At 46.0% G+C, this 20,735-nt stretch carries 12 protein-coding genes and 3 rRNA genes; 11 read left to right on the top strand and 4 right to left on the bottom strand.

Annotation, left to right across the window (positions count from 1 at the left end):
- Nucleotides 1–146 precede the first annotated feature (146 nt).
- From jag to rpmH, 4 genes are all read right to left on the bottom strand, one after another.
- Nucleotides 147–896 (bottom strand): RNA-binding cell elongation regulator Jag/EloR, encoded by a 750-nt coding sequence (gene jag / locus AC1MEO_RS13455; protein ID WP_480331167.1) that lies wholly within the window; start codon nucleotides 894–896, stop codon nucleotides 147–149.
- Nucleotides 893–1,672 carry a membrane protein insertase YidC gene (gene yidC / locus AC1MEO_RS13450; RefSeq protein WP_480331165.1) on the bottom strand — a complete coding sequence of 260 codons (780 nt, stop codon included), beginning with the start codon at nucleotides 1,670–1,672 and terminating at the stop codon, nucleotides 893–895. The genes jag and yidC overlap by 4 nt, the downstream gene beginning before the upstream one ends.
- Nucleotides 1,673–1,733: 61 nt before the next feature.
- Entirely contained in the window at nucleotides 1,734–2,075 is a 342-nt protein-coding gene (gene rnpA / locus AC1MEO_RS13445; protein ID WP_480331163.1) for a ribonuclease P protein component, read from the bottom strand.
- Between the two features lie 80 nt (nucleotides 2,076–2,155).
- Nucleotides 2,156–2,293, bottom strand: a complete 138-nt coding sequence (gene rpmH / locus AC1MEO_RS13440; RefSeq protein WP_146555349.1) for a 50S ribosomal protein L34 — start codon at nucleotides 2,291–2,293, stop codon at nucleotides 2,156–2,158.
- Nucleotides 2,294–2,783: 490 nt separating this feature from the next.
- Between rpmH and dnaA the strand changes: the two genes are divergently transcribed.
- The 11 genes from dnaA to AC1MEO_RS13385 all read left to right on the top strand — a co-directional run bounded on the left by dnaA (nucleotide 2,784) and on the right by AC1MEO_RS13385 (nucleotide 20,722).
- Nucleotides 2,784–4,127, top strand: coding sequence for a chromosomal replication initiator protein DnaA (dnaA, locus tag AC1MEO_RS13435; RefSeq protein WP_480331160.1), 1,344 nt, complete (start codon nucleotides 2,784–2,786; stop codon nucleotides 4,125–4,127).
- Between the two features lie 173 nt (nucleotides 4,128–4,300).
- Nucleotides 4,301–5,437, top strand: coding sequence for a DNA polymerase III subunit beta (gene dnaN / locus AC1MEO_RS13430; protein WP_480331158.1), 1,137 nt, complete (start codon nucleotides 4,301–4,303; stop codon nucleotides 5,435–5,437).
- A gap of 106 nt (nucleotides 5,438–5,543) precedes the next feature.
- Nucleotides 5,544–5,783, top strand: coding sequence for a S4 domain-containing protein YaaA (gene yaaA / locus AC1MEO_RS13425; protein ID WP_263298735.1), 240 nt, complete (start codon nucleotides 5,544–5,546; stop codon nucleotides 5,781–5,783).
- On the top strand, nucleotides 5,773–6,885 hold the full coding sequence (gene recF, locus AC1MEO_RS13420) for a DNA replication/repair protein RecF (protein WP_480331156.1): 1,113 nt from the start codon (nucleotides 5,773–5,775) through the stop codon (nucleotides 6,883–6,885). The genes yaaA and recF overlap by 11 nt, the downstream gene beginning before the upstream one ends.
- Before the next feature lie 252 nt (nucleotides 6,886–7,137).
- Nucleotides 7,138–9,066 (top strand): DNA topoisomerase (ATP-hydrolyzing) subunit B, encoded by a 1,929-nt coding sequence (gene gyrB, locus AC1MEO_RS13415; protein WP_480336098.1) that lies wholly within the window; start codon nucleotides 7,138–7,140, stop codon nucleotides 9,064–9,066.
- Nucleotides 9,067–9,096: 30 nt separating this feature from the next.
- Nucleotides 9,097–11,679 carry a DNA gyrase subunit A gene (gene gyrA / locus AC1MEO_RS13410; RefSeq protein WP_480331154.1) on the top strand — a complete coding sequence of 861 codons (2,583 nt, stop codon included), beginning with the start codon at nucleotides 9,097–9,099 and terminating at the stop codon, nucleotides 11,677–11,679.
- A 906-nt stretch (nucleotides 11,680–12,585) separates the two neighbouring features.
- Nucleotides 12,586–14,136, top strand: a 16S ribosomal RNA gene (locus AC1MEO_RS13405).
- Nucleotides 14,137–14,335: 199 nt separating this feature from the next.
- A 23S ribosomal RNA gene (locus AC1MEO_RS13400) occupies nucleotides 14,336–17,267 on the top strand.
- 74 nt (nucleotides 17,268–17,341) lie between these two features.
- Nucleotides 17,342–17,457, top strand: a 5S ribosomal RNA gene (gene rrf, locus AC1MEO_RS13395).
- Together the 16S, 23S and 5S rRNA genes form the textbook arrangement of a ribosomal RNA operon.
- Before the next feature lie 294 nt (nucleotides 17,458–17,751).
- Complete coding sequence (gene guaB, locus AC1MEO_RS13390; RefSeq protein ID WP_480331152.1) at nucleotides 17,752–19,215, top strand: IMP dehydrogenase; 1,464 nt, start codon at nucleotides 17,752–17,754, stop codon at nucleotides 19,213–19,215.
- Nucleotides 19,216–19,381: 166 nt separating this feature from the next.
- A complete protein-coding gene (locus AC1MEO_RS13385) occupies nucleotides 19,382–20,722 on the top strand; it encodes a serine hydrolase (protein WP_480331150.1) in 1,341 nt (446 codons plus the stop codon).
- Nucleotides 20,723–20,735 lie beyond the last annotated feature (13 nt).

The raw sequence follows: 20,735 nt of genomic DNA, 5'->3' as shown, positions 1-20,735 counted from the left end.
CCACATGTGGACAACCAGTAAATGCACATGGCTTTCTAACATACTACAATAGCATAAAGTGCTCGAAATCAAAAGACACAGCACTTTATTTTGATAAATTCCGTCAATTTGACATAAAAAAGCCCGCCATGCCGGCGGGCTTCATCTTATTTATGCGGTTCAATGACGAGATAACGGTTGGGATCTTTCCCTTCCGAATACGTATCAATGTCTAAACGCCTTGATAATGCCTGGTGGATGACTTTTCGTTCGTAGGACGGCATCGGTTCGAATTGAACACGTCCGCCAGTCCGAATCGCTTTGTCAGCCATCCGATCCGCTAATTGCTCCAGCGTCTCCTGACGGCGTTCCCGGTAATTCTCAGCGTCTAATTGAACCATCATGAACTGATTTGAGTATTTATTGGCAACAAGTTGGGCCAGTTGCTGAAGGGAATTCAAGGTTTGTCCCCGTTTGCCGATCAGCATGGCAACTTTCTCGCTTTCCAGGTAAAAATTCACTTTTTTACCCCGCTGCTCATGTGCAATGGATAAATCGTCAATTCTCATGCCCTTGGCAATCGATTGAATGTAATTTTTTGTTTCTTGAATCGCCTGCTCATTCGAGAGGGCTGGAATTTCTTCCTTTTCTTCCTCTTTTACAGGCAGATCTTCATGTGTCTCATGGATTTCAACAGCTTTGTCTGCTATCGTATCCATTTTTTCTTTTTCAGGAAGCGGTGTTTTTTCAATTATGGTGACTTCGACTTCTGCTTTTTTGGCACCAAAACCGAAAAAACCCTTTTTCTCTTCCTGAATGACCTTGATGCTTACTTCTTCACGTGCAACTTGGAGTTTTTCTAATGCTTCAGATATCGCGCTTTCAACAGTTGGACCCGTTTGCGTAATCTGGTTCACTTTTTAACCCCTCCTGCTTTCGTTTTAACAGGCTGCTGTACCTCTTTTTTCTCCCATGGACGGTAAATGACCAGGTTTTGGATAAGTGAAATGATATTTCCGATGACCCAATAAAGTGTCAATGCAGAAGGCAAAACAATACCGAATCCAATGATCATTACCGGCATGAAATACATCATGATCTTCATCTGAGGATTGTCCATTGCTGGGCCAGTCCGCAATACAACAAACTGCATCAATCCTGCGATGACCGCTAAAATGATGCTTGGTTCTGCCAGCGGAAAAATAAGAAATGCGCCCAAATCGATTTCAGGTGTGCTGTTCATGCGGCTGATTGCGTGATAAAACCCGATCAGCACCGGCATTTGAATCAAAACCGGCAAACAACCCGCCATTGGGTTGACGCCTTTTTCCTGGAATAAAGCCATCATTTCTTTTTGGTATTTTTGTTGCGTGACAGCGTCTTTTGACTTGTATTTTTCTTTCAGTTTAACAAGTTCAGGCTGTACTTCCTGCATACGTTTCGAACTTTTCGTCTGTTTAATCATCAGTGGCAGCATCACTAGCCGGATGATGATTGTGACAGCAATAATCCCGAAGCCGTAAGTTCCCAGTAAATCTTTGAAGAACACGATGGTTGACACCAATGGCCAAACAATAAACTCGTTCCAAAATCCTTCACTCTGGTCACTGATCGGCTGATCAAACTCTGTACAGCCGGAAAGCAGCAAGGTTACTGCAATCAGTGAAATAAGTAGAACTAATTTCTTATTCACCCTTCTTCCCCCAAACTAATTTTCAATTACTTCTATAATAACATCTATTCTGCATCGTCTTCTACTTCTTAGGCAATGCACGTGCAATCTTCAATACATGTTCAAGACTTTTCTTGCTTTCGTGAAAATCCAATGTGGCCGCCTGTGGTCGGGCGATGATAATGTAGTCTGCATTAGGCAATAGATCATCTTTCAATTCCAAGAAAGTTTGCCGGATATAGCGTTTGATGCGGTTGCGTGCTACTGCGTTTCCTACTTTTTTGCTGACGGACAATCCCAGGCGAAATTCGGGCTGTTCCTCTTTTAATACATAAACGATGAACTGCCGATTTGCAAAAGACTTTCCTTTTTTAAAGACATGCTGAAACTCTTTGTTCTTCTTGATCCGTTGGTGCTTGTTCATTCTTTCACCTGCTTATTTTAATGCTCTTCCGCGAAAATGGAGCAGAAAAGAAAAAAAGACCACTGATGCGGTCAGTGGACTTAAGCTGATAATACTTTTCTTCCTTTACGACGGCGTGCAGCCAATACTCTACGTCCGTTCTTTGTGCTCATACGTGCTCTGAAGCCGTGTACTTTGCTGTGTTTACGTGTATTTGGTTGATATGTGCGCAATGTCATATATGACACCTCCTATATAGAGAGTTAACTATTTTTCTAAAGACAGTCTCGACAATTATAAGGGCACAAAGGTATAAATGTCAATGTCTTATTGAAAAACACCTTTGGATCTCCTCTTTCCTCCATTACTTAGTTATACACAATTCTTCTAATTAACCGGTGATGGCCTGTGCACTGTTTTTTTTCAAAAAATAATTATCCACATGCCTTATCTACAGCTTTTTAACATAAGAACCCCTTGTGGATAGTTCGGATGTGAACAAAAATAGATGTGTGGATAACTCAAAGAACTTCTTGTATTGTCTCATCTTTTTTGGTAACATTAACTTGTTTTCACTTGTTAACAATTTTCACCTCAAATAAGTTATCCACAAACTGTGGGTAAGGTGTGGATAGTTATTCACCACCTTGTTTGCAAATGTTATCCACAAGCTGTGATTTTGTGTATGATATACTTTAAAATATAGTTATATATAAAGGAGAAGAGCTATTGAAACACTTAGACGAACTTTGGTCGAGTGTCTTAGCCCAAGTTGAAACTAAAATCTCCAAACCAAGTTTTGAAACGTGGTTAAAATCGACAAAACTTTTATCCTACCAGGATGATACAGTCACCATTTCAGCGCCTAATTCCTTTGCCCGCGACTGGTTGGAAAACCATTACGTGCATTTGATTACGGGAATTTTATCGGATTCCACCGGCGATGATATGATGATTAAATTTGTTGTGCCCAAAGATCAGGATATGGATGATTTTCAACTTCCTGCGCCTCGCGTTAAACCGGGACAAGACCAGCAGCAAGAGTTTTTACCTGGCATGCTGAATCCTAAATACACTTTCGATACGTTTGTAATTGGTTCAGGCAACCGCTTCGCCCATGCCGCCTCTTTGGCCGTGGCCGAAGCTCCAGCAAAAGCTTATAACCCGCTGTTTATCTATGGGGGAGTAGGACTTGGCAAGACGCATTTAATGCACGCAATTGGACATTACGTCCTTGAACACAACCCGAATGCCAAAGTAGTTTACTTATCTTCGGAGAAATTTACCAATGAATTCATCAATTCGATCCGCGACAATAAAACGGGTGAATTCCGTGACAAATACAGGGGTGTCGACATTCTTCTGATTGACGATATCCAGTTTTTAGCGGGCAAAGAACAGACACAGGAAGAGTTCTTCCATACATTCAACACGCTTCACGAAGAATCCAAACAGATCATCATTTCCAGTGACCGTCCTCCAAAAGAGATTCCGACACTGGAAGATCGGCTCCGCTCCCGCTTTGAATGGGGCTTGATCACCGATATCACACCGCCTGATCTGGAAACCCGGATTGCTATTTTACGCAAAAAAGCAAAAGCGGATGGACTGGATATTCCGAACGATGTCATGACCTATATTGCCAATTCGATTGATTCGAATATCCGTGAACTTGAAGGGGCCCTGATCCGTGTTGTGGCTTATTCCTCTTTGATCAACCGGGACATGAGTGCTGAATTGGCTGCAGAAGCTTTAAAAGACATCATGCCGAATTCAAAACCGAAAGTTATTACGATTTTGGACATCCAAAACGCAGTCGGCGACCAATTCAATGTCAAACTGGAAGATTTTAAAACAAAACGCCGCACTAAGGATATTGCGTATCCGCGCCAGGTAGCGATGTACCTGTCACGTGAGATGACCGATTTCTCTTTGCCTAAAATTGGCGAGGAATTCGGCGGGCGCGACCATACGACCGTTATTCATGCGCATGACAAAATTTCCAAAATGCTGAAAGACAATCACCAGCTTCAGCAGGACGTCAAGGACATCAAAAGCGCGCTTGGCAAGTAAAAAAGGCTGTGGATAACCCAATAAACAAGCAAGCAGTTTATGCACAGACTGTCTACATGTGGATAAGCTGCTTTTATTGACTTTTCAAGGCTTATCCACATATTCACAGCCCCTACTACTACTATTACTTTAAAAGCCTTTAAATAAAATATATATATAAGCGAGGTTCGAGAATGAAATTCGAGATAAAGCGTGAGCGATTAGTTGAAGGATTAAACGATGTAATGAAAGCGGTAAGTTCAAAAACCACCATTCCGATCTTAACGGGAATTAAAATGGATGTTTCTTCTGATGGAATGAGATTGACAGGAAGCGATTCTGATATCACGATCCAGACATTCATTCCTGCTGAAGAGGATGGGGAACAAATCATCCAGGTAACAGATGGAGGAAGCATTGTCCTTCAAGCAAAAGTATTTGGGGAAATCATCCGCAAATTGCCGACTAACGAAGTTGAAATTGAAATCACTGGAAATTTCCAGACGCACATCCGTTCAGGAAAGTCCGAATTTCATTTAATTGGCTTGGATGCAATGGATTATCCACAATTGCCGGACATTCAAGACGATCGTTTGTTTACGATTCCTGCAGATCTATTGAAGACCATCAACCGTGAAACTGTCTTTGCTGTTTCAAGTTCTGAAACACGTCCTGTACTGACAGGCGTACACTGGGAAGTCAAAGATGGGGAACTTGTTTGTGTTGCAACCGACAGCCACCGTTTGGCACGCCGTAAAACCAAACTGGAAACATTGCCGGAAGGGGAATACAGCGTTGTAATTCCAGGGAAAAGTTTGACGGAATTGAATAAAATCCTCGACGATACTTCTGAAGCGGTTGAAATCGTCATGACCAATCAACAGGTTTTATTCAAATCCAAGCACATTCTTTTCTTTTCCCGTCTATTAGAAGGGAACTATCCGGACACGAGCCGCCTCATACCGGCAGAATACAAGACAACCGTAACGGTAAACGGCCGTTCGCTTCTGCAAGCGATTGATCGTGCGTCCCTATTAGCCAGAGAAGAACGCAATAATGTCGTACGTTTCTCAGCAACTGCCGGCAATGAAGTGGAAGTTTCTTCTAACTCTCCTGAAGTCGGGAAAGTGGAAGAGCAGCTTCAGGCACATAGCATCGAAGGAGAAGATCTGAAAATCTCTTTCAGCGCTAAATTTATGATGGACGCGCTAAAAGCGATCGATGGACAAGATGTCGTCATTCAGTTCACTGGAGCGATGCGCCCATTCATTTTGAAATCAGCGCTTGATGATTCAATTTTGCAGCTGATTCTTCCCGTCCGAACATATTAAAATTAAAACAGACCCTCAGGATAGCCATATAGGCTATCCTTTTTACTTTTTAGCTAAAATAGGGTAAAATAGAGGGATAGACTATGAATCGAAGGATGAGTGCATTTTGAGAGAAATCGGTATTGAGACTGAATATATAACACTTGGGCAATTGTTAAAAATGACGGATACAATAAGTTCAGGCGGAATGGCCAAATGGTTTTTGGGTGAACATGAAGTTTTCGTGAACGGCGAAGCTGAAAACCGCAGAGGCCGGAAGTTGCGTCCAAATGATCTTGTAAATATTCCTGGATTTGGAGATTTTCGCATCGTGACCGCTGAAGGCATGAGCTTCGATGCGGATTGACCGCCTTGAGCTTGTCAATTATCGGAACTATGAATCGCTAGAGCTGGAATTTTCTCCAGAGATTAACGTCTTTATCGGAGAAAATGCACAAGGCAAAACCAATATCATGGAATCACTGTATGTTTTATCTATGGCAAAATCACATCGGACTTCCAATGACAAGGAATTGGTACGTTGGGAAGCTGATTATGGTAAAATAAAGGCTGATGTTTTCCGTAAATACGGCAGGCTGCCCCTTGAAATTATTTTGTCAAAAAAAGGGAAGAAAGCTAAAGTCAATCATTTAGAGCAACGCAGGCTGAGTGATTATATTGGCCAATTGAATGTCGTGATGTTTGCCCCCGAAGATTTGCATCTTGTCAAAGGCAGTCCACAAGTGCGCAGACGTTTCATCGATATGGAAATTGGTCAGATCTCTCCGGTTTATCTGCATGATTTAGTAACGTATCAAAAACTCCTCAAACAAAGAAATCATATATTGAAGCAGCATTACGGAAAACAAACAATTAATGACGTCATGTTCGATGTCTACACAGAACAATTCATCGAATCGGCTGTCAAAATCATCCGCAAGCGGTATCAGTTCATGGAGCTTTTGCAGAAATGGGCAGAACCGATCCATCACGGCATTTCCCGCGGGCTGGAACAACTTCAAATCCGCTATCAACCGATCAGCGGTTTAAAGCCTGAATGGACGCCTGAAGAAATGGCGTCTTTTTTAGAGCAAAAACTGATAGAAGTGCGCAAACGTGAGATTGAACGTGGGGTGACGCTTGTCGGTCCGCACCGCGACGAACTTCAATTTTTCGTTAATGGCTATGATGTACAGACCTATGGCTCGCAAGGCCAGCAGCGTACAACGGCGTTATCTTTAAAATTGGCTGAAATTGAGCTGATTAAACAGGAAGTCGGAGAAGCACCGGTCCTGCTTCTGGATGACGTGCTTTCCGAATTGGATGATTACAGGCAATCTCATCTATTGAATACGATCAAAGGATCCGTACAGACCTTCGTCACAACGACAAGTGTTGAAGGCATCCAACATGAAACAATTAAAAATGCACGTATTTTTGAGGTGTCCCATGGGACAGTCAAGGAGTGAAAATGTGTGTACATCCAAATTGGAGCAGCACAAATTCTCCAAATAGCTGACATTATAGCCGTCATTCAATATGACAATAAGATGCCGGCTGCTTGTTCCTATTGAAACCGTAAAATCCTTGGTAGTGACCGAAGATTTTACTTACGGTTCTCCTTATCGGACACAGGCGATTATGAAAAAAATAGAACAAAATAGATTATGAATATGCAGGATCAGGAGTAAGAAATGCGTAAGAAAGAGCAGGTGAATGGAATGGCTACGGAAGAAAAAGGTTTACAGGAATCGTATGAAGCTAGTCAGATTCAAGTGTTGGAAGGATTGGAAGCTGTTCGTAAAAGACCAGGGATGTATATTGGTTCTACGGGCTCAAGAGGGCTCCACCATTTGGTGTGGGAAATCGTCGATAATAGTATAGATGAGGCGTTGGCGGGTCATTGCAACGAAATCCAAGTCACTATTGAAGCAGACAACTGGATTCGCGTGGAAGATAACGGACGCGGAATCCCTGTTGGCATGCAGGAGAAAATGGGGCGTCCGGCAGTTGAAGTCATTATGACCGTGTTGCATGCGGGCGGTAAATTTGGCGGCGGCGGCTATAAAGTATCCGGCGGCCTTCACGGCGTAGGCGCTTCTGTTGTGAATGCTTTGTCCGAAACGACAGAGGTATTCGTAAATCGTGAAGACAAAAGACATTACATCAAATTTGAACGCGGAGCGGTAACAGAAGATCTGCGTGTCATCGGCGATTCAGAACACACTGGCACGACCATCCGTTTTAAAGCCGATTCGGAAATCTTTACCGAAACGACGGTTTACGAATTTGACCTTCTGGATCATCGTCTGCGTGAGCTTGCTTATTTGAACCGCGGTTTAAAAATTATCGCAAGAGATGAGCGCGAAGGCGAAGAAAAAGAGAAAGTCTACCATTTCGAAGGCGGCATCAAGTCGTATGTCGAGCATCTGAACAAAACAAAAGATCCACTTCATGAAGAAGCGATTTTTGTTGAAGCTGAAAAAGAAGGCATCACGGTTGAAGTGGCAATGCAATACAATGCTGGCTATGCAGCGAATATCTTCTCTTTCGCCAACAATATCAATACCCATGAAGGCGGAACGCACGAATCAGGTTTTAAAACTGCTTTGACGCGCGTCATCAATGACTATGGCCGGAAAAATGGCATGTTGAAAGAACAGGATCTCAACTTGACGGGCGATGATGTGCGTGAAGGACTAACCGCAATCATTTCCATCAAGCATCCGGATCCACAGTTTGAAGGCCAAACAAAAACAAAATTAGGCAATACGGAAGTCAGCACCATCGTCAATAATTTATTCTCTGGCGGATTTGAACGGTTCTTATTAGAGAATCCTTCCGTTTCGCGAAAAATTGTTGAAAAAGGAATTATGGCTTCCCATGCCCGAATGGCTGCTAAAAAAGCCCGTGAATTCACGCGCCGCAAGTCTGTTCTGGAAGTCTCAAGTCTGCCGGGGAAACTGGCAGATTGCTCGTCACGCGATCCTAAAGTCAGTGAAATTTACATCGTTGAGGGTGACTCAGCGGGTGGTTCTGCAAAATCAGGCCGTGACCGCCATTTCCAGGCTATTTTACCGCTTCGAGGAAAAATCCTGAACGTTGAAAAAGCTCGTTTAGACCGCATCTTGACCAATGCTGAAATTCGCAACATCATTACGGCATTGGGAACAGGAATCGGCGAAGAATTTAATTTGGCAAAAGCGCGTTACCATAAAGTTGTCATCATGACCGATGCCGATGTCGATGGTGCCCATATCCGTACTTTGCTGCTGACGTTCTTTTTCCGTTACATGCGCCCATTGCTTGAAGCCGGCTATATTTACATTGCCCAGCCGCCATTGTTCCAAATCAAACAAGGCAAGCATGTGGATTACGTCTATACAGATCAGCAATTAAAAGATGCACTTGAACAATTATCTCCAACGCCAAAACCGAATATTCAGCGGTATAAAGGATTAGGAGAGATGAACGCTACACAATTATGGGACACGACAATGGATCCGGACGTTCGGACTTTGCTGCAGGTCACATTAAACGATGCGATGGTAGCCGACGAAACCTTCCATATCCTAATGGGAGACGACGTTGAACCACGCCGTAACTTTATTGAAGAAAATGCGAAATACGTTAAAAACCTGGACGTTTAAGTGATATAGAGTTGAGAGGAGGCTGCGGTTATGGCTGAACGGCCTAGCAGTGGTGTTGAAGAAATAAACATAAGTACGGAAATGCGGACTTCGTTTTTGGATTATGCAATGAGCGTAATCGTGTCCCGTGCCTTGCCGGATGTGCGTGATGGATTAAAACCGGTCCACCGGCGTATTCTTTATGCAATGTACGATTTAGGGATTACTGCAGACAAAGGCTATAAAAAATCAGCGCGTATCGTTGGAGATGTTATTGGTAAATACCACCCCCACGGTGACACAGCTGTTTATGAAACCATGGTACGCATGGCCCAGGATTTCAGCTACCGCTATATGCTGGTGGATGGACACGGAAATTTCGGGTCTGTTGACGGAGATTCGGCTGCAGCAATGCGTTACACAGAATCCAAAATGTCGAAAATTTCCATGGAATTGCTGCGTGACTTAAATAAAAACACAATTGATTATAGAGATAACTATGACGGCCAGGAAAAAGAGCCGGTTGTTTTGCCGAGCCGATTCCCCAATTTATTGGTGAACGGAACTTCAGGTATCGCAGTTGGTATGGCGACCAATATTCCACCTCATCATTTAGGTGAAACAATTGACGCTGTATTGGCTTTGGCTGAAAATCCGGCAATCACCACTGAAGAGCTGATGGAATTCCTCCCTGGACCTGATTTCCCGACAGGCGGCATCATTCTTGGCCGCAGCGGCATTCGCCGTGCTTACGAAACGGGTAAAGGGTCTGTTTTGATCCGTTCAGTGGTCGACATTGAAACAAAAGCCAACGGCAAAGAAGTCATCATCGTCAACGAAATTCCTTTCCAGGTAAACAAAGCCCGATTGATTGAGAAGATTGCTGAGCTGGTTCGCGATAAGCGGATTGACGGCATCACCGATTTGCGGGATGAATCTGACCGCAACGGCATGCGCATTGTCATAGAAGTTCGTAGAGATGCCAGTGCAAGTGTCTTATTGAATAATTTATACAAACAAACGGCGATGCAAACGAGCTTCGGCATCAATATGCTGGCGCTGGTGGATGGTCATCCGAAAGTTTTGGGCTTGAAAGAAATTCTTTTCCATTACTTGGAACACCAAAAAGTGGTAATCCGCCGCCGTACACAATTTGAACTGACAAAAGCGGAAGACCGCGCACATATTCTTGAAGGCTTACGTATTGCCCTGGATCATATTGATGCAATCATTGCCTTGATCCGTGGATCGCAGACTGCCGAACAGGCACGTAATGGGTTAATGACGGATTTCAATTTGACTGAACGCCAATCGCAAGCGATTTTAGATATGCGCTTGCAGCGTTTGACTGGATTAGAAAGAGACAAGATTGAAGAAGAATATCAAGGTCTGGTGAAACTGATTGATGACCTTAAAGAGATTCTAGCGAATGAACATCGCATTCTTGAAATTATCCAAGAAGAAATGCTTGAAATCAAAGAACGTTTCAGCGATAAGCGCAGAACGGAAATTACGACTGGCGGAGCGGAAATGTTTGAAGATGAAGATTTGATTCCAGTGGAAGCATCTGTATTGACGCTGACCCATAATGGTTATATCAAACGTCTGCCGGCCAATACCTACCGCAGCCAAAAACGCGGGGGACGCGGTGTGCAGGGGATGGGCACCAACGAAGATGATTTCGTAGAACATTTACTGTACACGTCCACCCACGATACTATCCTGTTCTTCACCAACAAAGGGAAAGTGTACCGTAAAAAAGGATATCAGATTCCTGAGTATGGCCGCACTGCCAAAGGTTTGCCGCTGGTCAACCTGTTGGAAATCAGCAAAGAAGAGAAAGTCACAGCCGTTATACGCGTCAATGAATTCAAGGAAGATGCTTTCTTCTTCTTTACGACACGTGAAGGCGTCAGCAAACGGACACCTGTAACGAATTATGCCAATATCCGCCAAAACGGTTTGATTGCCATCAGCCTTCGTGAAGAAGACGAACTGATTTCAGTGAAACTGACAGATGGCACGAAGGAAATGGTCATCGGCACAAGAGATGGTGCCCTGATCCGATTCCCTGAAACGGATATTCGCAGCATGGGCCGGACAGCAAGTGGAGTCCGGGGTATCCGTCTTCGTGAAGGAGATGCAGTGGTCGGCATGGAGATTTTGGATCCTAACGACAATGTATTGGTCATCACGGAAAAAGGATACGGCAAACAGACAAAAGAATCCGAGTACCGTGTTCAATCCAGAGGCGGTATGGGAATCAAAACTTGCCAGATCACTGACAAGAATGGACCGCTTGTTGCCGTACGAACTGTTAATGGAACTGAAGACATCATGCTGATCACAGTCAACGGAATTTTGATCCGCATGGACGTCAACGATATTTCAACAACAGGCAGAAGTACGCAAGGCGTTCGCTTGATTCGTCTCGGTGACGATGAAATCGTAGCTACTGTCGCCAAGGTTAAGAAAGATATTGATATCCCTGAAGATTTGGAAGAAATCGAAGGGGATGTCGAAAAAACATTAATCGAAGAAAGTGCTGAAGCAGATGTCTATGAAGAAGACGACGTTGTTGCTGACGAGAAGATTGATGATATAGAAGAAACTCCAAAAGAAGACGAAGAATAAGACGTTCCTTACAGCCTGCTGATAACATTCAGCGGGCTGTTTTTTTATGGAGAAGTTTCAGTAAATGATTTAATGAAAAGATGTAGAATTCATGAGCGGACTTCTTCGAACGGAAGGACGCAAGACGCTCTAAGACTATGCGTAGTCGGCCAACGATTCTGTAGGCAGCTGAATGGCTATAGGGCAATGGAATTTCTTGAGGGATTTTCATTGCGGGGTATATTGCCTGTCAGATCATGAAACCAGCTGTTCTTTATGCAACGGGCTGATTCTTACTGAATGAATGTGCAATGGCTGCGCCTGAAAGAATCTAGCGGGCTTCTTGAAAGCCCAAAGAGTTTTCTTCATCTTATAGAAGAAAGAGTGAAGACTGCAGAGCGTTTTCTTTTTGGAGCTCAGCAAACTCTCTCCGGACACTTGAGCTGCTGGTGTACAGAATCTTAGGCAGCTGTGGATTTTTCTAATGGGCTTTTTTGTTTTGCTGTAAAGCTTTTTAAAAGTCGTGGATTCCTTTTTGTATCTAAGATTATCGTGGGTATAAGTGTTTATTAGATGTAGAAATGTGATCTGTGAAGTGAATAGAGCTCTATCATAAGGGAGGAGGTGACTGCTGTATCATGCAGAAGCTTCCTGCTTTTTTCATATCTACTGGAGCATTTTTAAAGATTTGAAGTTTTTTTGCAAAAAGTGTTGACTCTTATGCATCAAGCATGGTATATTAATCAAGTCGCCAATGAGCGCGACACTTTGAACCTTGAAAACTGAACAGCAAAACGTCAACAAACAGCAACGGCCGCGCAAAACGGCCCGCGCAAATCTACTGATCAGCTTATGCAGATCACAAGCGAACCGTGCGTCTAACGACCACGGTACGCCAGCAAGTCAAAGAGCAGTCAAATGTTCTCTATAATGGAGAGTTTGATCCTGGCTCAGGACGAACGCTGGCGGCGTGCCTAATACATGCAAGTCGAGCGGAACACTTGGAGCTTGCTCCAAGCGTTCAGCGGCGGACGGGTGAGTAACACGTGGGCAACCTGCCCTGCAGATCGGGATAACTCCGGGAAACCGGTGCTAATACCGAATAGTTTGCGGCCTCTCCTGAGGCTGCACGGAAAGACGGTTTCGGCTGTCACTGCAGGATGGGCCCGCGGCGCATTAGCTAGTTGGTGGGGTAATGGCCCACCAAGGCGACGATGCGTAGCCGACCTGAGAGGGTGATCGGCCACACTGGGACTGAGACACGGCCCAGACTCCTACGGGAGGCAGCAGTAGGGAATCTTCCGCAATGGACGAAAGTCTGACGGAGCAACGCCGCGTGAGTGACGAAGGTTTTCGGATCGTAAAACTCTGTTGTGAGGGAAGAACACGTGCCAACTAACTACTGGCATTTTGACGGTACCTCACCAGAAAGCCACGGCTAACTACGTGCCAGCAGCCGCGGTAATACGTAGGTGGCAAGCGTTGTCCGGAATTATTGGGCGTAAAGCGCGCGCAGGCGGTCCTTTAAGTCTGATGTGAAAGCCCACGGCTCAACCGTGGAGGGTCATTGGAAACTGGAGGACTTGAGTGCAGAAGAGGAAAGTGGAATTCCATGTGTAGCGGTGAAATGCGTAGAGATGTGGAGGAACACCAGTGGCGAAGGCGACTTTCTGGTCTGTAACTGACGCTGAGGCGCGAAAGCGTGGGGAGCAAACAGGATTAGATACCCTGGTAGTCCACGCCGTAAACGATGAGTGCTAAGTGTTAGGGGGTTTCCGCCCCTTAGTGCTGCAGCTAACGCATTAAGCACTCCGCCTGGGGAGTACGGCCGCAAGGCTGAAACTCAAAGGAATTGACGGGGGCCCGCACAAGCGGTGGAGCATGTGGTTTAATTCGAAGCAACGCGAAGAACCTTACCAGGTCTTGACATCCCGCTGCCCGGTGTAGAGATACGCCTTTCCCTTCGGGGACAGCGGTGACAGGTGGTGCATGGTTGTCGTCAGCTCGTGTCGTGAGATGTTGGGTTAAGTCCCGCAACGAGCGCAACCCTTGATCTTAGTTGCCAGCATTCAGTTGGGCACTCTAAGGTGACTGCCGGTGACAAACCGGAGGAAGGTGGGGATGACGTCAAATCATCATGCCCCTTATGACCTGGGCTACACACGTGCTACAATGGACGGTACAAAGGGCTGCCAACCCGCGAGGGGGAGCCAATCCCAGAAAACCGTTCTCAGTTCGGATTGCAGGCTGCAACTCGCCTGCATGAAGCCGGAATCGCTAGTAATCGTGGATCAGCATGCCACGGTGAATACGTTCCCGGGCCTTGTACACACCGCCCGTCACACCACGAGAGTTTGTAACACCCGAAGTCGGTGAGGTAACCACTTGTGGAGCCAGCCGCCGAAGGTGGGACGGATGATTGGGGTGAAGTCGTAACAAGGTAGCCGTATCGGAAGGTGCGGCTGGATCACCTCCTTTCTAAGGATAAATTCGGAACCGGGTTTCCCGGGGTTGACGTTTTGCGTTCAGTTTTGAAGGTTCACCTTCAGGCGGCAACGCCTTTTTGTGATTCTTTCAACACTTGTTCTTTGAAAACTGGATAAAACGACATTGAAACATATATGCAAGCAATTCATGTACGCGTGGCTTTCGAGCCACAACTTTTTAATTGACCATTGGTTAAGTTAGAAAGGGCGCACGGTGGATGCCTTGGCACTAGGAGCCGAAGAAGGACGGCACTAACACCGATATGCTTCGGGGAGCTGTAAGTGAGCTGTGATCCGGAGATTTCCGAATGGGGGAACCCGCTGCCTTTAATCGGGCAGTATCCATGTGTGAATTGATAGCACATGAGAAGGCAGACCCAGGGAACTGAAACATCTAAGTACCTGGAGGAAGAGAAAGCAAATGCGATTCCCTGAGTAGCGGCGAGCGAAACGGGATCAGCCCAAACCAAGAGGCTTGCCTCTTGGGGTTGTAGGACACTCTATACGGAGTTACAAAAGGAAGGATTAGGCGAAGCGACCTGGAACGGTCCGCCGCAGCGGGTAACAGCCCCGTAGCCGAAAACCCTTCCCCTCCAGAGTGGATCCTGAGTACGGCGGAACACGTGAAATTCCGTCGGAATCCGGGAGGACCATCTCCCAAGGCTAAATACTTCCTAGTGACCGATAGTGAACCAGTACCGTGAGGGAAAGGTGAAAAGCACCCCGGAAGGGGAGTGAAATAGATCCTGAAACCGTGTGCCTACAAGTAGTCAAAGCCCGTTAATGGGTGATGGCGTGCCTTTTGTAGAATGAACCGGCGAGTTACGATTGCATGCAAGGTTAAGCTGAGAAGGCGGAGCCGCAGCGAAAGCGAGTCTGAATAGGGCGCCAGAGTATGCAGTTGTAGACCCGAAACCAGGTGATCTACCCATGTCCAGGGTGAAGGTAAGGTAACACTTACTGGAGGCCCGAACCCACGCACGTTGAAAAGTGCGGGGATGAGGTGTGGGTAGCGGAGAAATTCCAATCGAACCTGGAGATAGCTGGTTCTCTCCGAAATAGCTTTAGGGCTAGCCTCAAGATTGAGAATCCTGGAGGTAGAGCACTGTTTGGACTAGGGGCCCATCCCGGGTTACCGAATTCAGACAAACTCCGAATGCCAGTGATTTATGCTTGGGAGTCAGACTGCGAGTGATAAGATCCGTAGTCAAGAGGGAAACAGCCCAGACCACCAGCTAAGGTCCCCAAATATCCGTTAAGTGGAAAAGGATGTGGCGTTGCTTAGACAACCAGGATGTTGGCTTAGAAGCAGCCATCATTTAAAGAGTGCGTAATAGCTCACTGGTCGAGTGACACTGCGCCGAAAATGTACCGGGGCTAAACGGATTACCGAAGCTGTGGATGGACATCGTAGATGTCCGTGGTAGGAGAGCGTTCTAAGGGCGTTGAAGTCAGACCGCAAGGACTGGTGGAGCGCTTAGAAGTGAGAATGCCGGTATGAGTAACGAAAGACGGGTGAGAATCCCGTCCACCGAATGCCCAAGGTTTCCTGAGGAAGGCTCGTCCGCTCAGGGTTAGTCGGGACCTAAGTCGAGGCCGATAGGCGTAGACGATGGACAACAGGTTGATATTCCTGTACCACCTCCCCGCCGTTTGAGCAATGGGGGGACGCAGAAGGATAAGGAGAGCGTGCCGTTGGTTGTGCACGTCCAAGCAGTGAGGCGTGGAATGAGGCAAATCCCATTCCTGATACGTTGAGCTGTGATGGCGAGAGGCCTAGCCTCGGAGTCCCTGATTTCACACTGCCAAGAAAAGCCTCTAGCGAGGCGGGAGGTGCCCGTACCGCAAACCGACACAGGTAGGCGAGAAGAGAATTCTAAGGTGAGCGAGTGAACTCTCGTTAAGGAACTCGGCAAAATGACCCCGTAACTTCGGGAGAAGGGGTGCTCTGGTAGGGTGTATAGCCCGAGAGAGCCGCAGTGAATAGGCCCAGGCGACTGTTTAGCAAAAACACAGGTCTCTGCAAAACCGTAAGGTGACGTATAGGGGCTGACGCCTGCCCGGTGCTGGAAGGTTAAGGGGAGTGCTTAGCGCAAGCGAAGGTGCGAACTGAAGCCCCAGTAAACGGCGGCCGTAACTATAACGGTCCTAAGGTAGCGAAATTCCTTGTCGGGTAAGTTCCGACCCGCACGAAAGGCGTAACGATCTGGGCACTGTCTCAACGAGAGACTCGGTGAAATTATAGTACCTGTGAAGATGCAGGTTACCCGCGACAGGACGGAAAGACCCCGTGGAGCTTTACTGTAGCCTGATATTGAATTTTGGTGCAACTTGTACAGGATAGGTAGGAGCCTTTGAGCCCGGAGCGCCAGCTTCGGGGGAGGCGTCAGTGGGATACTACCCTGGTTGTATTGAAATTCTAACCCACACCCCTGATCGGGGTGGGAGACAGTGTCAGGCGGGCAGTTTGACTGGGGCGGTCGCCTCCTAAAGAGTAACGGAGGCGCCCAAAGGTTCCCTCAGAATGGTTGGAAATCATTCGCAGAGTGTAAAGGCAGAAGGGAGCTTGACTGCGAGACGTACAGGTCGAGCAGGGTCGAAAGACGGGCTTAGTGATCCGGTGGTTCCGCATGGAAGGGCCATCGCTCAACGGATAAAAGCTACCCCGGGGATAACAGGCTTATCTCCCCCAAGAGTCCACATCGACGGGGAGGTTTGGCACCTCGATGTCGGCTCATCGCATCCTGGGGCTGTAGTCGGTCCCAAGGGTTGGGCTGTTCGCCCATTAAAGCGGTACGCGAGCTGGGTTCAGAACGTCGTGAGACAGTTCGGTCCCTATCCGTCGCGGGCGCAGGAAATTTGAGAGGAGCTGTCCTTAGTACGAGAGGACCGGGATGGACACACCGCTGGTGTACCAGTTGTTCTGCCAAGGGCATCGCTGGGTAGCTATGTGTGGCCGGGATAAGTGCTGAAAGCATCTAAGCACGAAGCCCCCCTCAAGATGAGATTTCCCATTGCGCAAGCAAGTAAGATCCCTCAAAGACGATGAGGTAGATAGGTTCGAGGTGGAAGCGTGGCGACACGTGCAGCTGACGAATACTAATCGATCGAGGACTTAACCAAACAAAGTACGGATTCTTGCATGGAATCAATGTCGTGTATCCAGTTTTGAGCGAACAAGCTCAAGCAAAAAATAGTCCAGTGATGATGGCAAAGAGGCCACACCCGTTCCCATCCCGAACACGGCAGTTAAGCTCTTTTGCGCCGATGGTAGTTGGGGGTCTCCCCCTGTGAGAGTAGGACGTCGCTGGGCTATATGAAAGAAAGTCGTTACCGATTCCGGTAACGGCTTTTTTGTTTGGATAAAAGAAAGAATCTATAAAATTCTCATGTAAGTCTTCAATAGACATGAGTAAATATTACTTAAAACAAAAGGGAATCTCTGAATTCAGCTGACAAAATGTCTCTTCTAAGAGTTTAAATGCCTTTAATTAACCATAATTAATTATTCGGAATAATTTTTCTTTTATCAGTTTCTTGACACACCATATCCGCGCTGATAACCTTAACAATAATATTTAAAAGGAAGCAGGAGGCGCGTCTACTTATGTGGGAATCGAAATTTGTTAAAGAAGGCTTAACGTTTGATGATGTATTGCTTGTACCAGCTCATTCGGAAGTTTTACCGAAGGATATTGATTTGACGGTGGAATTAACACCAACTCTTAAGTTGAAAATTCCGGTGATCAGTGCAGGGATGGATACAGTAACGGAAGCTAAGATGGCTATAGCTATGGCTCGCCAAGGCGGTTTAGGAATCATTCACAAAAACATGAGCATTGAGGAACAGGCTGAACAGGTAGTGACTGTAAAACGTTCTGAGAATGGCGTTATTACGGATCCTTTCTATTTAACTCCCGAACACCAAGTTTATGATGCTGAGCATTTGATGGGCAAATACCGCATTTCCGGTGTGCCGATTGTCAAAAAAGAAGATGATCTTACACTTGTCGGGATTATTACGAATCGCGATCTACGCTTTATCCAGGACTATTCTTTGAAAATCAATGACGTTATGACAAAAGAGAAGTTAGTCACTGCTCCAGTAGGAACTACTTTAGAAGATGCTGAGAAGATTCTGCAGCAGTACAAAATTGAAAAGTTGCCGATCGTTGACGATAAAGGCCTTCTAAAAGGGCTAATTACCATCAAAGATATCGAAAAAGTGATTGAGTTCCCGAATGCTGCAAAAGATCAGCATGGACGTTTGCTGGTCGGTGCCGCTGTAGGCGTCACTTCCGATACAATGAAACGTGTTGAGCATTTGGTCAAGGCATCTGTTGATGTGATTGTATTGGACACGGCTCATGGCCATTCAGAAGGCGTTTTAGGCATGGTTAGACAGATTCGCACTGAGTATCCGGAATTGACGATTATCGCAGGGAATGTGGCAACGGCTACAGGAACCAAAGCATTGATCGAGGCCGGTGCTGATGTAGTCAAAGTCGGAATCGGACCAGGCTCAATCTGTACGACTCGCGTTGTTGCAGGCGTTGGTGTTCCTCAAATTACGGCTGTTTATGATTGCGCAACAGAAGCACGCAAGCTTGGCAAAGCGATTATCGCTGATGGCGGAATCAAGTATTCTGGGGATATCATCAAAGCATTGGCAGCAGGCGGACATGCAGTTATGTTAGGTAGTTTGCTGGCAGGAACGACTGAAAGCCCAGGAGACACTGAAATCTTCCAAGGCCGCCAATTCAAAACATACCGTGGCATGGGATCAATCGCTTCTATGGAAAAAGGATCAAAAGACCGTTATTTCCAGGATGATGCGAAAAAATTGGTTCCCGAAGGCATCGAAGGCCGCATGCCATATAAAGGACAGCTTTCTGATACGATCCACCAATTACTTGGCGGTATCCGTGCAGGAATGGGCTATTGCGGAACTAAAGATTTGCAGACATTGCGTGATGAAGCACAGTTTATCCGTATGACAGGTGCCGGTTTGCGCGAAAGCCATCCGCATGATGTCCAAATCACGAAAGAGTCTCCTAACTATTCCATTTAAGAATAAACTTCTTTAAGCAGATCTCTTGTTTAAAGAAGGATATCAATAAGCACCTTTTCCATCATTTGAATGATGGAAAAGGTGCTTTTTTCATGTTTTTATTCTTGGGTACAAAGAATATGATAAAATAGCATTTGGAATCTTATAAACGGAGGTATTTAAACAAGTGAAAAATATATTTACTAAAGGCTTACTGACAGCGCTAATGGCCGCAATGACGTTAACTGTAATTGTTCCGCAGCAGGCACAAGCGGAAGAATCATTAAATATAATGGCGGAAGCTGCTATTTTGGTGGATGCTGAAAGCGGTAAAATTCTCTATGAAAAAAATGCCGAGACGCCTTTAGGGGTTGCCAGTATGACGAAGATGATGACGGAATATTTATTGTTTGAAGCAATTGAAGAAGGTGGGGTTACGTGGGGTCAGGAATACCAAGTAACGGATTATGCCCATCAGATTTCTCAGGACATGCGTTTGAGCAATGTGCCGTTTCGTAAAGATGGCACTTATACCATTAAAGAAATGTATGAGGCGATGGCTATTTTCTCTGCTAATGCAGCAACCATCGGTATAGCTGAGACGATTGCAGGTACGGAAAGTGAATTTGTCCGCATGATGAATGAAAAAGCCAAAGAAATGGGCTTGGAAGAGACGGTTTTCGTCAATTCAACAGGGCTCAGCAATTCAAGCTTGATGGGAATGCATCCGGAAGGAACTAAAGAAAAAGATGAAAACATCATGCCGGCACGTTCAGTTGCGAAGCTGACGAAGATTTTGTTGGATGATTATCCGGAAGTGCTGGAAACGACAAAAATTCCCGTGATGATGTTCCGTGAAGGAACGGTGGATGAAACGCGGATGGAAAATTGGAATTCCATGCTGCCTGGTTTGATTTATGAGTACGAAGGTATGGATGGATTGAAAACCGGCAGCACGGATTTTGCGGGCTATTCGTTTGCAGGCACCGCTAAGCGTGATGATACCCGTTTTATCGCGGTAGTCATGGGTGCGGTGGACAACAAAGGATCCGGTTCTTACAAAGCCCGTTTTGAAGCGACGCGCACGTTGTTTGATTACGGTTTTGGCCAGTTCACGACAGAGGAAATTATTCCTGCCGGGTATCAGTTTGAAGGACAGGAAACCTTGGCTGTTGAGAACGGTGTGGAACAGGAAGTGGCGATTGCAGTCAAAGAGCCGGTGAGCATGATGATCCGGACCGCTGACAAGGAATTGTATCAGCCGGAATTGCTGCTGGATGATTCGGTCGTCCAGGATGGCAAGCTGGAAGCAGGGATAGACAAGGATTTAACGGTAGGAACGCTCAATCTGACAAAAGCTGATGGCACGGAATACGGCTATTTGAGCGGCAACGCAAAAGAGGTTGAAGTGGCAACCACCAAAGCTGTAGAGCGCGCTGGCTGGGTGTCTTTATCGATGCGCAATGCTGGAGGATTCCTGTCTTCTTTATGGAATGATGCCGGCAGTTTTGTAAAAGGTTTATTTTAATGAAAAAAGCCGT

Source organism: Planococcus sp. BI3 (genome assembly GCF_056680115.1).
The sequence above is the reverse complement of the archived record's forward strand: the minus strand, read 5'-3'. Positions and strand labels throughout refer to the sequence as shown.